The 13,962-nt window shown below is 73.3% G+C and carries 11 protein-coding genes; 7 read left to right on the top strand and 4 right to left on the bottom strand.

Annotated elements, in window-relative coordinates:
* Window positions 1-79: 79 nt before the first annotated feature.
* On the bottom strand, window positions 80-967 hold the full coding sequence (locus HS048_RS25950; protein ID WP_196468935.1) for an NBR1-Ig-like domain-containing protein: 888 nt from the start codon (window positions 965-967) through the stop codon (window positions 80-82).
* 576 nt (window positions 968-1,543) lie between these two features.
* On the opposite strand from HS048_RS25950, the gene HS048_RS25945 reads away from it, so the two are divergent.
* The gene (locus HS048_RS25945) at window positions 1,544-2,851 is read left to right on the top strand and encodes an aspartyl protease family protein (RefSeq protein ID WP_196468934.1); all 1,308 of its coding nucleotides are present in this window, start codon (window positions 1,544-1,546) and stop codon (window positions 2,849-2,851) included.
* Window positions 2,852-3,036: 185 nt separating this feature from the next.
* Here the strand turns inward: HS048_RS25945 and HS048_RS25940 are convergent, their stop codons facing one another.
* Together HS048_RS25940 and HS048_RS25935 are read right to left on the bottom strand one after the other, a co-directional pair.
* Complete coding sequence (locus HS048_RS25940; RefSeq protein WP_153054126.1) at window positions 3,037-3,378, bottom strand: hypothetical protein; 342 nt, start codon at window positions 3,376-3,378, stop codon at window positions 3,037-3,039.
* A gap of 149 nt (window positions 3,379-3,527) precedes the next feature.
* Complete coding sequence (locus tag HS048_RS25935) at window positions 3,528-3,875, bottom strand: hypothetical protein (protein WP_153054125.1); 348 nt, start codon at window positions 3,873-3,875, stop codon at window positions 3,528-3,530.
* Window positions 3,876-4,186: 311 nt separating this feature from the next.
* On the opposite strand from HS048_RS25935, the gene HS048_RS25930 reads away from it, so the two are divergent.
* The 4 genes from HS048_RS25930 to HS048_RS25915 all read left to right on the top strand — a co-directional run bounded on the left by HS048_RS25930 (window position 4,187) and on the right by HS048_RS25915 (window position 8,901).
* On the top strand, window positions 4,187-4,684 hold the full coding sequence (locus tag HS048_RS25930) for a MaoC family dehydratase (protein WP_068895574.1): 498 nt from the start codon (window positions 4,187-4,189) through the stop codon (window positions 4,682-4,684).
* 77 nt (window positions 4,685-4,761) lie between these two features.
* Window positions 4,762-5,922, top strand: a complete 1,161-nt coding sequence (locus HS048_RS25925; RefSeq protein ID WP_196468933.1) for an acyl-CoA dehydrogenase family protein — start codon at window positions 4,762-4,764, stop codon at window positions 5,920-5,922.
* Window positions 5,923-6,071: 149 nt separating this feature from the next.
* Window positions 6,072-6,623, top strand: a complete 552-nt coding sequence (locus HS048_RS25920; protein WP_196468932.1) for a TetR/AcrR family transcriptional regulator — start codon at window positions 6,072-6,074, stop codon at window positions 6,621-6,623.
* An 88-nt stretch (window positions 6,624-6,711) separates the two neighbouring features.
* Entirely contained in the window at window positions 6,712-8,901 is a 2,190-nt protein-coding gene (locus HS048_RS25915) for an MMPL family transporter (RefSeq protein ID WP_196468931.1), read from the top strand.
* 166 nt (window positions 8,902-9,067) lie between these two features.
* Here HS048_RS25915 and HS048_RS25910 read toward each other — a convergent pair whose 3' ends face one another.
* Window positions 9,068-10,942, bottom strand: coding sequence for a family 43 glycosylhydrolase (locus HS048_RS25910; RefSeq protein ID WP_196468930.1), 1,875 nt, complete (start codon window positions 10,940-10,942; stop codon window positions 9,068-9,070).
* A gap of 281 nt (window positions 10,943-11,223) precedes the next feature.
* Between HS048_RS25910 and HS048_RS25905 the strand changes: the two genes are divergently transcribed.
* Together HS048_RS25905 and HS048_RS25900 are read left to right on the top strand one after the other, a co-directional pair.
* Window positions 11,224-12,420, top strand: a complete 1,197-nt coding sequence (locus HS048_RS25905) for a sensor histidine kinase (protein ID WP_068895566.1) — start codon at window positions 11,224-11,226, stop codon at window positions 12,418-12,420.
* Between the two features lie 117 nt (window positions 12,421-12,537).
* The gene (locus tag HS048_RS25900) at window positions 12,538-13,932 is read left to right on the top strand and encodes an MFS transporter (RefSeq protein WP_196468929.1); all 1,395 of its coding nucleotides are present in this window, start codon (window positions 12,538-12,540) and stop codon (window positions 13,930-13,932) included.
* The last annotated feature ends 30 nt before the right edge of the window (window positions 13,933-13,962 follow it).

Below are 13,962 nucleotides of genomic sequence, written 5' to 3'. Positions count from 1 at the left end.
CGGCGCCGCACGGACGCCGCCGCCGGCGCCCCGACCGGCGCGCACGGACGCCGCCGGAGCGGCCGGCCCGCGCTCGCGGTCACTGCACGCTGACGTCCAGGAAGATCGGCTTCTTCGCGGGGAACAGCGGGGTCCCGTCCTCGCTGGTCATCTTCCAGAAGATCTTGCATCTGGCCGGGCCGGCGGCGGCGCGGACGCGCACCGCTATGTCGGTCGTCCTTCCCGGCGCGGTCGGCTCGATCGCGATCCGCTCGGGGGCACGGCACGGCGTGCTGTTGATCCGGGTGAGATACCGCCCCTCCCAGGGGACGGTTCCGGCGTTGCGGATCCGCCACACCTTGGTGAAGTGCGCCTTCCTGCGCACCGTGCTCCCATCCGGGTAGGTGACGTCCCCCTCGAAGACGGAGTCGTCACTCGACTGCGCCGTCCATGCCGGCGATTCGTGCGGCACGGCCTTGTCCGGCGCCTTCTCGCCACCGAACGGCGAGAACGCGGCGACCAGCGCGCCGGCGCCACCGGCGAGTACGGCGGACAGCACGCCGAGGACGACGGGCCTGCCGATGCGGATGCGGAGCGGCCGCGCGGCCGGAGCGGGACCGTCCGCCACGGACCCGCCCTCTGCGAGCCCGCCCTCTGCCGGTTCGGCCACCGTTCCCGTCCGCGCCGGTCCGGTCTGCGTCGGCTCGCTCTCCGCCGCGGGGGAGGCCGGCGGACCCTGGGTCCCGGCCTGCTCCCAGTACGACCGCCACTCCCGCTCGGTCTCCCGCTCGTCCTGGCCCAGCCGGTCGACCGCGAGGACCCGGACGAACTCCCACGTCGTCTCCCAGGTCGGGAGCGTCCGTCCCCGGGCGGCGGCGGCCAGCGACGACTTCGAGGCCGCCGCTCCCAGGCGGGAGGACATCTCCGCGAAAGACGGGTCGCCCGCCCTCTCCTTGAGCTCCCAGAGCCGGTGCGCGAGCAGCGCCACCGGACCGGACTCCGGATCGGGCCGGGCGGGCCTCCGCCCCCGCCTGGGCCCCGGCTTCTCCGGGAGCGAACCTGGCGACCTGTGCACGTCCGGTGACTCCGGCATCCCCTACCCGTTCTGGTCGGCACCGCCCGGCATCCGCGTCCGCGGATCCGGCGCGACCCTTTCCGGCAACACGCTTTCGAACGGAGTAGGTTACCGGAAGCCGCCGGACGCCTCCGATCGGCGTCGCGGACGCCCCATGGCACCGTCAGGACTCTCGTCGGCCGGTCAGCCGGACGCCGCCGTCGACCGGCCATCGGCACGCTGCCCTGGCCGGCCGGTCCGACCGGCGATCGACACGCTCGCGTGGTCTCCGGGCGCGACGAGAGCCGCCGTCTCCTCCCACGCGATGTCGCGCCGTCCGCACGAGCACGCCTCGACGCACCCCGTCGCGGGTACGGCGGCGCCGTCGCCGATCGCGGCCGTGACCCGACCATGACACGGCGCGGACGAGGCGAGGACACGGCCCGGAGACGCTGTAACCGTCCGCCGGACCGAGAGCCGCGGCGAATATGATCATGAATGGGAGAGGGCATGGCTGATGACAGGCGATGGGACCGGCGCTCACTGCTGCGGGGCGCCGCCGTGCTGGCCGGGGCGGCCGCGACGGTGCCGCTGCTCGGTGAGGCGGCCACGGCACGAGCCGGCGGCGGTGACGCGGACGCGCTGTTCAAGGCCGGGAGGTTCGAGCAGGCCGGCCGCGCGTACGAGGAGATCCTGAGAAGGGACCCCGAGAACCTGCACGCGGCCCGCCGGCGCGGCTACGTCGGGCTGCTGGCCAACCGGTTCCGTGACGCGGAGAGATACCTCAAGCTGGCCGTCGCTCTGGCGCCCGATGACAGGGACGCCAACCGATTCCTGGCCGACTGCTACATCCGGCAGGACAAACTCTCCCTTTCGGCACCGCACTGGCGAGCCGCCGGCCAGGAGAGCTACGCCGAATGGTTCGCGACGTTCTCCGGCGAGCCGTACCAGGTCCGCGGCGACACCGCGCAGCTGCCCTGGAAGCAGATGGACCCGGAGCCGCTGGTCGAGGCCTCGGTCAACGGCGGGCCGCCGAAGCGCTTCACGTTCTACACCGGCGCCCCGTCACTGCAGGTGTCGGCGACGGTGGCCAGGGAGGCCGGGCTGAGGCCCGTCGCCAGTGAGGAGATCGATTACTTGAACGGCACCGTATGGGTGCACTACGGGGCGCTGGACTCGTTCCGGTTGGGCGGCATCGAGCTGCGCAACGTCCCCGTGAGCTGGTCGGCGACGGAGTCGGGCGCGGACGTCGACACCGACGCCGACGGCATGATCGGCATGTGGGTCTTCTACCACCTGCTGACCACCTTCGACTACGCGGGCCGGCGGCTGGTCCTGCGGCGCCGGACCCCCGAGACGGTCGGCGAGGTACGCGCCGCCGCCGAGCGGGCGGGCACCGCGCCCCTGCCGATGTGGCTGGCCCGGGAGAACGCGCTCCACAGCAGGGGCAGGGTCGCCGGCGCCGCCGGCTCCGGCACGGGGGTGGTGGGTGTGCTCTTCGGCGGACACAGCGAGGTCGCCGGGATCGTGAACGGGGAGACGGCCGAGCGGTTGCGGGTCCGCGTGGACCGCGACCGCCCGGTCGAGACCTTCGCCGGCAGCCACCCGGCCGTCGCCTATCCCTGCTATCCGAAGGAGATGCGCCTGGGCGGCGTCGCCGCCGACGGCGTCTACTGCTTCACGAACCCGGCCGCACCCCTCGCCCCCAACGGGTTCGACGTGGCGGCCGCCTTCTTCCACAGCTTCCACAAGCCCAGCACCGTCACCCTCGACTTCACCGACATGAACCTCTACGCCGCCCGCGGGCAGGCCGCCTGACCGCCGCGGCGCCGTACACCGAGCGCGGCACCGCCGGGCGCCGCATCAGCCGATCAAGGAGCGGCGCGGGCCCGCCTTCCGCTTCGGCGGGAGCCCGGACGGTTCCCCGGCCGGGCTCCCGCCTGCGCGGTGCGATCCGCGGACCTGCGGCTTCCGGCTCACTTCATGATCCGGACTCCGAGCGGCTAGGCCCGGCCTCCGTCGGTGATGGACACGATCGAGGCGGTCTGGAACTTCTTGTGGCCCTTCCCGTTGGCCCCGACGACGGCCGTGTAGGACTTGGTGGTCCAGCCCAGGCTGTACTTGATGTTCAGCTTGCGCTTGTTGTTGCAGCGGTTGCTCCAGTACACCGTCACGGAGGTGTTCCCGTCCCCCCACGACCAGGCGAAGCAGCCGGCGACGCCGCGGTGGACGTCCGCCGACGCCGGAGCCGCGGCGCCGACGCCGAGACCGGCGGCGGCGAGGGAGGCGGCGGCGAAGACGGCGGCGCGGGTGCGCAGGCCGGTCCTGCGAGACGACATGGGCATGAAGGTCTCCTCATCCGGTGAATGTGTTCGTTCGACTGCGGTCACCGCACCGATCGGGTCGGTCCGGTGATCTTCGTTGCGGCTCCGCCCGCGGGGCGGAGCTGGACATCGGGCGGTTCCCCGGCTGCGGGTGCCGGGGGACGCGGGCCCTAGCAGCTGCCGGGCAGCGTCACCTTGTTGGGCATGCTGTGGTCGATCTTCTTGCTGCCCTTGCTCTTGGCGCCGACGGTGAAGCACTTGTGGAAGATCGTGCCGTTCTCGCGGACGAACTGCAGTTTGACGGCCCGCTTCTGGTTGCAGTGGTTGTTGTAGTACACGGTGGTGGTCACGTTGCCGTCGCCCCACGAGACGTTGATCTTCTTTCCGCTGGGCGACGCGCACGCGGCGGACTTCCGGTGGACGTCGGCGGAGGCTCCCGCGGTCCCGGCACTGGCGACGGACGGGGCGCACAGCACGGCGAGAGCGGCTACGGCGGGCACCAGTTTCCTGTACTGCAAGGTGGTCTTCCTTCGTTCTCCGACACGGACCCGGCCGGTTCGGCGACCGGCGGGGGAGGGCGCACCGCGGTCGGGGACCGCGGGCGCCGAGGACTCGATCAGCTTGCCCGCCGCCCCCGTCCCGGCCAAGCGATCTTCGTCCAGAGCTGCGGCTTCGGATTTTCGGACGTCGGACTTTGGACTTTGGACAAATGGGAAGCCGCCCCGGACGCCGCCGGGAGCTGGTGCGACGACCTCGTCGGTGGAACAATGTTCCGGTCTGACGCCGCCGGGATGCCGGGCGACGCGGGGACCACGGCGGAGGGGGAGGCATGAGGTTCGGGCGCACCTACGAGGAGTTCGAGGTCGGCGCCGTCTACAGGCACTGGCCCGGGAAGACGGTGACGGAGTACGACAACCACCTGTTCTGCCTGCTGACCATGAACCACCATCCCGTCCACCTGGACGACAACTACGCGGCGACCACGGACCACGGCCGGAACCTCGTCGTCGGCAACTACGTCTACTCCCTGCTGATCGGCATGTCCGTGCCCGACGTCTCCGGGAAGGCGATCGCCAACCTCGAGGTCGAGTCGCTCAGGCACGTCGCCCCCACGTTCCACGGGGACACGGTCTACGGCGAGACGACCGTGCTGGACAAGCGGCGGTCGGCCTCGAAGGAGGACCGCGGCATAGTCCGCGTGGAGACCAGGGGGCACAAGCAGGACGGCACCCTGGTCTGCGTCTTCCGTCGCAGGGTCATGGTCCCGACGGCGCTCTACCTGAAGGAGCGCGGCGAAGAGCCGGGACGTCCGGTTCCCCTCGCCTGAGGCCGGGACCGGTCCGGCGGCGATCCGGGGACCGCGCCCGCCTCCCCGTGCCACGATCGACGAAAGGACGTCCAGGGGTGGACTTCGAGCTGAACGACGAGCAGCGGCTGTTCCAGCGGACCCTGCGGGAGTTCGTCGACTCCGAGATCGTGCCGGTCGCCCCGGAGTGGGAGCGCACCGGCCGCTACCCGGCCGAGATCGTCGACCGGTTCCGGCAGCTGGGGCTGTTCGGCATCACGATCCCCGAGGAGTACGGCGGGCTGGCGCTGGACCGGGTCTCGTTCGCCCTGGTCTTCGAGGAGATCGCGCGCGGCTGGATGGGCGTGGCCGGGGTGCTCGGCTCGCACTCCCTGGCCGCGTGGATGATCGCCCGGTACGGCACCGAGGAGCAGCGGAAGGCCTACCTGCCGGACCTGGCCACCGGCGCCCGCCGTACCGGGATCGCACTGACCGAACCGGGGGCGGGCACGGACCTGCAGGGCATCCGGACCCGCGCGATCCGCGACGGCGACCACTACGTGGTCAACGGCACCAAGACGTGGATCACCAACGCCCGGCACGCCGACCCGATGCCCGTCCTGGTCAAGACCTCGATCACCGAGCCCGCCCACCGCGGGATGTCCCTGATCCTCGTCGAGGCCGGCACCCCCGGCTACACGGTAGGACGCGACCTGCCCAAGCTCGGCTACCGGGGCACCGAGACCTGCGAGGTCGTCCTCGACGACGTGCGCGTCCCGGCCTCGGCGCTGCTCGGCGGGACGGAGGGCCGGGGCATGCAGCAGGCCCTGTCGGCGCTGGAGCTCGGCCGGATCAACATCGCCGCCCGCGCGGTGGGCGTCTCCCAGTGCGCCTACGACGCCGCGCTGGCCTACTCGCGCGAGCGCCACGCCTTCGGCAGGCCCATCTCCGACTTCCAGGCCATCCAGCTCAAGCTCGCCGACATGGCCACCGAGATCCAGGCCGCCCGGCTGCTCACCTACTGGGCGGCGGTCCGCTCGGAGAGCGGGGCGGTGACGGCCGAGGCCGCGATGGCCAAGTACTTCGCCTCGGAGGTCGCGCTCCGGACGACCATGGAGGCCATGCGGGTCCACGGCGGCTACGGCTACTCCCAGGAGTTCGTCGTCGAGCGCCTCTACCGCGACGCGCCGCTCATGGCCATCGGCGAGGGCACCAACGACGTCCAGCGGATGGTCATCGCCCGGTCCCTCGTCGCGGGCGACTCCGCGGTCGGCTGGTGAGCCGGACGGGAGCCCGCCGGGGCGGAGCGCGCTTCCGCGACGGAGCGGGCCGCCGGTGCGAAATGTGAGGTAACCCACTCCGGAAAACTGTCCGATCGGTCAAGCCCTGACCGATCGGACAGGCATTCTTGAGGAGGAGGTGGGTTTCGATGTCTCGCAGCGCCCGCTCGGGCACCCGTGAGGAGATCCTGGACGCGGCGTCCCGGCTCTTCGCCGCGACCGGTTTCAAGGGCACCTCACTGCAGGACATCGCCGGGGCGGTCGGCTGCTCCAAGGCCGCCCTGCTGTACCACTTCGACGGCAAGGATGCGATCCTCGCCGAACTGCTGGCACCCGCGGTGGAGGCGTTCGAGACGCTCGACGCCCGGCTGGCCGTCCTCGACGACGAGGCCGTACGGCGCGCGGCCGTCGAGGGGTTCGTGGACCTCGTGATGCGCTTCCGGCGAGAGGTCACCGTCCTGTACGGCGACCTGCCCGACCTGCTCCAGCGCCCGGCCTTCGCCGGGGTGCAGGAGATGACGGACCGGCTCCTGGCCGCGCTCACCGGCCGCTCGGCCGAGCCCGCGGCCCGCGCGGCGGCGCTGCTGGTGCTCGGCGGCGTCCCGGTCGCCTGCATGGAACCGTGCGGGATCGGCGACGACGATCTCCGCTCCGCCCTGGTCCGCAGCGCGGCCCGGGCCCTCGACCCCACCGGCGCCTGACGGCGTCCCCGACCTCACCCACGCCCGGCGGCGTTCCCGCCGCCTTCCGCTCTTTCCAAAGTCCCGACATTTCCGACAAGGATGCTTCATGGCAACCCTGCTCTACCGGCTCGGCCGGGCCTCGTTCCGCCGCCGGCGGCTGGTCCTCGCCCTGTGGCTCGCCGTACTGGCCGCCCTCGGCGGGTCCGCCGCCGCCTTCATGGGGCCCATGGCGAGCAACTTCTCGATGCCGGGCACCGAGGCGCAGCGCGCGCTCGACACCCTGGCCGAGGAGTTCCCGCAGGCCTCCGGGGCGACCGGCACCATCGTCGTCGCCGCCCCCGAAGGGCGGCAGCTGGCCTCCCCGCAGGACCGGGCGACCCTGCAGGCGCTGGTCAAGGAGGCCTCGGCGCTGCCCGGCGTGCTGGCCGCCCTCGACCCGTTCCAGACCAAGGCGCTCTCCCCGGACGGCCGCTACGCCCTGATCCAGGTGCAGTTCGCCGCCCGCGGCGACGAGGTGACCGACGCCCAGCGCGACGCCTACGCGAAGGTGGGCGCCGCCGCCGAGGGCACCGGCCTGCGGGTGGCGGCCGGCGGCGAGGTGACCAGCGCCGAGCCGGAGATCGGCTCCACCGAGGCCCTCGGCGTCCTGGTGGCGGCGATCGTCCTGGTCATCACCTTCGGCTCCCTGGTCGCCGCCGGGATGACCCTGCTCAACGCGCTCATCGGCGTCGGCGCCGGCATGGCCGGGCTCTACGCCCTCAGCGGCGCCGTCGAACTGACCACCACCGCCCCCATCCTCGCCCTCATGCTCGGCCTGGCCGTCGGCATCGACTACTCGCTGTTCATCACCTCCCGGCACCGGCAGAACCTCGCCGACGGCCTGGAGCCCGAGGAGGCCGCCGCGCGCGCCGTCGGCACCGCCGGATCGGCCGTCGTCTTCGCCGGCGCCACCGTGGTCATCGCGCTCGCGGGACTGACGGTGGTGGGCATCCCGTTCCTGACCATCATGGGCCTGGCAGCCGCGGGCACCGTCGCCGTCGCCGTACTGGTCGCGATCACCCTGCAGCCCGCGCTGCTCGGCTTCGCCGGCCGCCGCGTCCTGCCCCGCAGGCAGCGCGCCACCGCGCCGGAGAACGGTGCCGCCGGGAAGACGGAGGAGCGGCAGCCCCTCAGCTTCCGCTGGGGCTACTTCGTCACCCACCACCGCCTGCCGTTCATCCTCGCCGGCGTGCTCGCCCTGGGCGCGCTGACCATCCCCGCGGCGGACATGCGCCTGGCGCTGCCCGACGCCGGCACCGCCCCGGCCGGCTCCTCCCCCCGCGAGGCCTACGACCTCACCGCTGAGGGCTTCGGCCCCGGCTTCAACGGCCGGCTGGTCGCCGTGATCACGGCCGACTCCGCGCCGGCCGCCCAGCAGGCCGTCGCGCAGGCCCAGCAGCTGATCCAGAGCACGCCCGGCGTCCTCGCCGCCGCCCCGCAGGGGTTCAACGCCGCAGGCACCACCGCACTGCTGTCCGTGATCCCCAAGACCGGTCCGACCGACGAGGCGACCGAGACGATGGTCCACGAGATCCGCGAGCGGGTCGCCGGCGTCTCCGGCGCGGAGATCGCCCTGACCGGCGTCACCGCCGTCGGCATCGACATCTCCGAGAAGCTCTCCGACGCCCTGCCGGTCTACCTGCTGCTGGTCGTGGGCCTGTCCATCCTGCTGCTGATGCTGGTCTTCCGCTCGGTGCTGGTGCCGGTCAAGGCGGCCCTGGGCTTCCTCCTCACCGTCGGCGCCACCTTCGGCATCACCGTCGCGATCTTCCAGCAGGGCAACCTGGCCGGCCTGGTCGGCCTGGACACGCCCGGCCCGCTGGTCAGCTTCCTGCCGATCCTGCTCATCGGCATCCTGTTCGGCCTGGCCATGGACTACCAGGTCTTCCTGGTCTCCCGGATGCGGGAGGACTTCGTGCACGGCGACACCGCCCGCCAGGCCACCGTCAACGGCATGGGCCACGGCGGCCGCGTCGTCACCGCCGCCGCGCTCATCATGATCTCCGTCTTCGGCGGCTTCGTGCTCATGGACGACCCGATCATCAAGTCGATGGGCTTCGCCCTGGCCATCGGCGTCGCCATCGACGCCTTCGTGGTCCGGATGACGATCGTGCCGGCCGTGATGTCCCTGCTCGGCGACGGCGCCTGGTGGCTGCCCCGCTGGCTGTCGCGCGTCCTGCCCAACGTCGACATCGAGGGCGAGCAACTCCGCGCCCACCTCGACCGGGAGACCGCGAAGGTCCCCGCGGGCGTCTGACCCGCCCGACCGATCGCGGTGCCGCGCGGCCTGGAAGTCCCGCCCGCGCGGCCCCCTCGCGGGGCCGCGTCCCGGACTCCGGGGCGCGGCCCCGCTCGGCGGTGACGTCACCGGGGCGGGTGCGGGCCGGGCGCTCTTCCGGTCCGCACCCGCTCGGTAGCTCCCATTAGCGGCGGTGCAGGCGGAAGTAGTCGAACTCGGCCGTGGCACCCGCGCCGCCCAGCGAGATGAGCCCGACGCGCAGGTCGGCGTCGGCAGGCAGGGTCCACACGCCGCCGAAGACCCACCTGCGGCCGTCGCGGCTGGTGGCCGCGCGCAGTTCGTGCTCGCCGTTGCGCCGGTCGACGCGGTGGATCAGGCGCAGCCAGGTCTCCTCGGCGGGGGGCCCGACGATCGTGCCGCCGTAGGCGATCCGGCCCTCGTACGGCATCTCCTTGCCGAACTCGGTCTGACGGGTGTTCCAGATCGCCGCGTGGACGAGCTTGGTGTAGAGGTCGTCACCGGCGTAGGCGATGAGGCCCGCCTGCTGGTAGTTGCGGACGCTGTCGGTCCCCAGGTCGATGCGGAGCCTGGTCTCGGCGGTCCAGTCGCCCTCCGGGACCTCGCGCAGCAGGACGGAGGCGGTGTTGTCCTCCCTGTTCAGCTCGGCGGCCTGGGTCGGCCAGCGCAGCGCCCCGCCGGTGACCTCGCCCTGCGGCCCGCGCACCCAGCTCCAGCCGGAGCCCAGCCCCGTGCCGTCGAACTCGTCGCTGCGGCGGCGGTCGACCGGGCCCGGGCGGGGAGTGGGCGCGACCTTCACGGGGCCGGTACGGCCGGGTGCCCGCTGCGGGTCCTCCGAGGCCCATGCGCCGCCCCGGACGGTCGGCCAGCCGTCGATCCAGTCGAGCCGGTCGATCAGCATGGGCCGCTCGTTGATCCCGAACGGCTCGTCGAGGTAGGGGTCGGCGCGGTCGATGGCGTGGTACACCAGCCAGTCCTGGCCGGCGGGGTCGGTCACGACGGCGTTGTGCCCGGTGCCCACCCAGCGGTTGCCGTTCGGCGCGATGACGATCGTGCCGCCCGCCCGCGAGGTGACCAGCGGCACCTTCTCCCGGTCGAGGTAGGGGCCGGTGATGGCGCGCGAGCGCCCGGCGTAGACGCTGTAGCCCGTGGTCGGCCCGGCGCAGCAGTCGGCCGAGGAGGCGAACAGGTACCAGTAGCCGCCGCGGCGCACCAGGTAGCCGCCCTCGAACTTGTTGTCGATGGCGATCATCGTGGGCTCGCCCACGGCCTTCCTGCCGGTGGGGTCGAGGCGCGTGATGAAGATCCCGCCGTAGTAGGAACCGTAGACGAGGTACTCGGTCCCGTCGGTGTCGACGGCGTGGGCGGGGTCGAAGGTCCACTTGAAGTCGCCGGAGGCGCCGGCGCCCCGGCGCGGCCCCACGACCGGGGCGCCCGAGTCGGTCCACGGGCCGGCCGGCGTCGGCGCGGTGGCCATCCCGATCGCGTTGTCGCCGGGCTCCGGTGTGACGGTGGTCTGGGTGACCACGTAGTACAGGCGGTACTCGCCGTCCACACGCCGGATGTCCGGCGCCCACAGGCTCGCGCCCGCCGCGGTGTCGGCCCAGGCCGGCAGGGTCCGCTCGGTGAAGGCGTCGCCGACGTAGGACCAGTCGACCAGGTTCCGCGAGCGGGAGAAGGGCAGGTGGTGGCGGGTCCCCTCGCCCTCGCGCAGGGGGTCGCTGGTCCCGAAGGCGTACCACCAGCCGTCCTCACCCCGGACGATCGCCGGATCGGCGAAGGTGTCGGAGAAGGAGCCGCTGACCGGGTTGGTGTAGGTGCCGGGCCCGCGGCCCGCGGCCGGTCCGCCCGCGGCCGGTCCGCCCGCGGCCGGTCCGCCCGCGTCCGGTCCGGCCGGGGCCCGTCCGGAGGAGGCCGGGGACCGGCCGGCGGCCTCCGGGGCGGGGGCGGGATCCGCCGCCTCGGCGGCCGGGGCCGCCGCGAGCAGGCAGGCCAGCCCCGCCAAGGTGACGATCATGCGTCGAACGACTCTGGCACCCATGAAGACCTCTTCCGCTGCGCCTCGCACGTGTCCCCGACCGGACGCCCCCGTTCCCAGATCTTTCTACAACGTTGTATTCAACGTTGTACATAGTCGGCGGCCACCATCCTGGGGCGAACTTCACCGCGCCCGCGCCTGTCCTGCGCCCGTCCCGCCCGTCCCGCCCGTCCCGCACGCCCCGCACGCCCCGCACGCCCTGCGCGCGCCGGCGGGGCCGGTGCGGGCGGACGGCCCCGGAAGAGGGTGCCCGGCACGGCCGGGGGGCGGATAGGGTCCGGGGCGTGGAACCCGTCGTGGCCGTGCTGCTGGTCGTCGTCCTGGTCGGCGTGCCCGCCCTGGTGCTCTGGAGGGTGCTGCGCGGGCGGCGGGAGCTGGGCAGCAGCCCCGCCGAGCGGGCCACCTTCGAGACCCTGCACACCGCCTCGCTCGCGGCCCCGCCGCTGCGGGCCGGGCTGACCGAGGCGGGCGCCCAGAAGGCCTCCCGGCACCTGCGCGCGCTGCTCGGCTCACCGGCGCTGGCGGTCGCCGACGAGCAGCGGCTGCTGGTCTACGACGGCGAGGGCGACCACCATGCCCGCGAGGCCTTCGAGCACGCCGGCAAGACCCTGGCCGACGGCCGGACCCAGGTGCTGGGACCGGAGATAGTCTCCTGCGACCTGCCCGAGTGCCCGATCCGGTTCGCCGTCGTGGTGCCGCTCACCACCGACGGCCGGGTGGTGGGCTCGCTGGCCGCCTACGGCGGCCACGCCTCCGCGGGCCTGGTCCGCGCCGCCCACGAGGTGGCGAACTGGGTGAACTCGCAGCTGGAGCTGGCCGAGCTCGACCGGTCCCGGACGCGGCTGATGGAGGCCGAGGTCCGGGCGCTGCGCGCGCAGATCTCCCCGCACTTCATCTACAACTCGCTGACCACGATCGCGAGCTTCGTCCGCTCCGACCCCGACCGCTCCCGGGAGCTGCTGCTGGAGTTCGCCGACTTCACCCGCTACTCCTTCCGCAGGCACGGGGAGTTCACCACGCTCGCCGAGGAGCTGCGCTCCATCGACCGCTACCTGACCCTGGAGCGCGCCCGCTTCGGCGACCAGCTCCAGGTCACGCTCCGCATCGCGCCCGAGGTGCTCGCGGTGGCGGTGCCGTTCCTGTGCCTGCAGCCCCTGGTGGAGAACGCCGTACGGCACGGCCTGGAGAGCAAGCCCGGCGTGGGGCGGATCTCGATCCTCGCCGAGGACTCGGGGGCCGAGTGCCGGATCAGCGTCGAGGACGACGGGGTCGGCATGGACCCCGAGCGGCTCCGCCGCATCCTGGCCGGTGACGCCGACGCGCGGTCGGGGACCGGGGGAGTGGGCCTGGCCAACGTGGACGAGCGGCTGCGCCAGGTCTACGGCGACGAGTACGGCCTGGTGGTGGAGACCGGCCGGGGCGCCGGGACGAAGGTGAGCGTCCGCCTGCCCAAGTACCATCCCGGAGTGTCCGCCGACTAATGGGAGCCACCGGGCCGGCTGTTCGGGCAGACTGACCCCGCCCTCCGCCGACCCGGAGTGTCCGCCGACCGACCCGGCCCTTCCGCCGGCCGACCCGCCCTCTCCCCCGGAGGATCGATGACCGCAGGCCGTACGGACGCCCCAGGACCGGCGACCGCCCCGGACGCCGGGAAGGCCCCGGTCCCGCACGGGCTGGGGCGGCGGTTCTGGATCCTGTTCGCCTCCAGCACCGTCTCCAACCTGAGCGACGGCGTGGGCAAGGTCGCCCTGCCGCTGCTGGCGGTCACCCTCACCCAGGACCCGGTGCTGGTCGCGGCGCTGTCCTCGCTGACCATCCTGCCGTGGCTGATGTTCGCGATCGTCAGCGGCGCCCTGGTCGACCGGGTCGACCGCCGCCGGGCCATGATCATCGCTCAGCTGGTCAGGACCGCGGTCGTCGGGCTGCTCGCGGCGGCGGTGCTGGCCGGGCAGGCGGCGCTGTGGATGCTCTACGCGGCGGCCTTCACGCTGGGCGCCGTCGAGACGCTCTACGACAACGCGGCCCACTCGATGACACCCTCCGTGGTCCGGCGTGACCAGCTGGAGAAGGCGAACGGCCGGATGGAGGCCGCGTCGGTCGTCGCGGACGGCTTCCTCGGCGCCCCGCTGGCGAGCGCGCTGTTCGTGGTCGCGGCCGCCTGGCCGTTCCTGGCGAACTCGCTGGGCTTCCTGCTGGCGGGGGTGGTGCTGCTCCTGCTGCCCGGCCGCTACCGGGCCGGGCGGACGACGGAGCGGGCGGACGGGCACGCGGCCGGCGGAGCGGACGGGCACCCGGCCGGGCACGCGGGTGAGCCGGAGGGCGGACGGGCGGGCGGAGCGGTGGCCGGGCGGCGCGCGAACCTGCGTGCGGAGATGGCCGAGGGCCTGCGCTGGTTCTGGAACCACCGGCTGATCCGCGGGCTCACCGTGGTGGCGAGCCTGACCGGGGCGGCGTTCCAGGCGATGATGTCGGTGATGGTGCTGTTCGTGACGGACGTGCTGGAACTGCCCGCCGCCGCGTTCGGCTGGTTCGTGCTGGCCTCGGCCGCCGGCGGGGTGGCCGGCGGGCTGGTCGTGCCGGTGCTGGTCCGCAGGTGGTCGCGGGCCGTGGTGATGGGCGTGGCGCTGACCGTCCCCGGCGCCTGCTTCGTGCTCATCGGCGCCTTCCCGTCCCCGGCGGCGCTGGCGGTCTCGATGGCGCTCGGCGGCGGGGCGCTGCTGGTCTGGAACGTCCTGATCATGTCGGTCCGCCAGGCCCTGGTCCCGCCGCACCTGTTCGGCCGGGTGCTGGGGGCGATCCGCACGGTGCTGTGGGGCCTCATGCCGCTCGGCGCGCTGGCCGGCGGGCTGCTGGGCAGGGCGTACGGCTTGCAGACCCTCGCGGTCGTCTGCGGGTGCGTGCTGCTGGCGCTCATGGTGCCGCTCTCCCTGACGCTGCACCGCCACGGAGCGCTGCTCCGTGCGCTGAGCAGGCCGGATACTGTTGACACGTGATGTCTGATTCATCACCCTCTAGGGATTCCC

This window comes from Planomonospora sp. ID91781, assembly GCF_015711595.1.
Taxonomy (GTDB): Bacteria; Actinomycetota; Actinomycetes; order Streptosporangiales; family Streptosporangiaceae; genus Planomonospora; species Planomonospora parontospora.
This window is presented reverse-complemented; position numbering and strand designations above follow the sequence as displayed.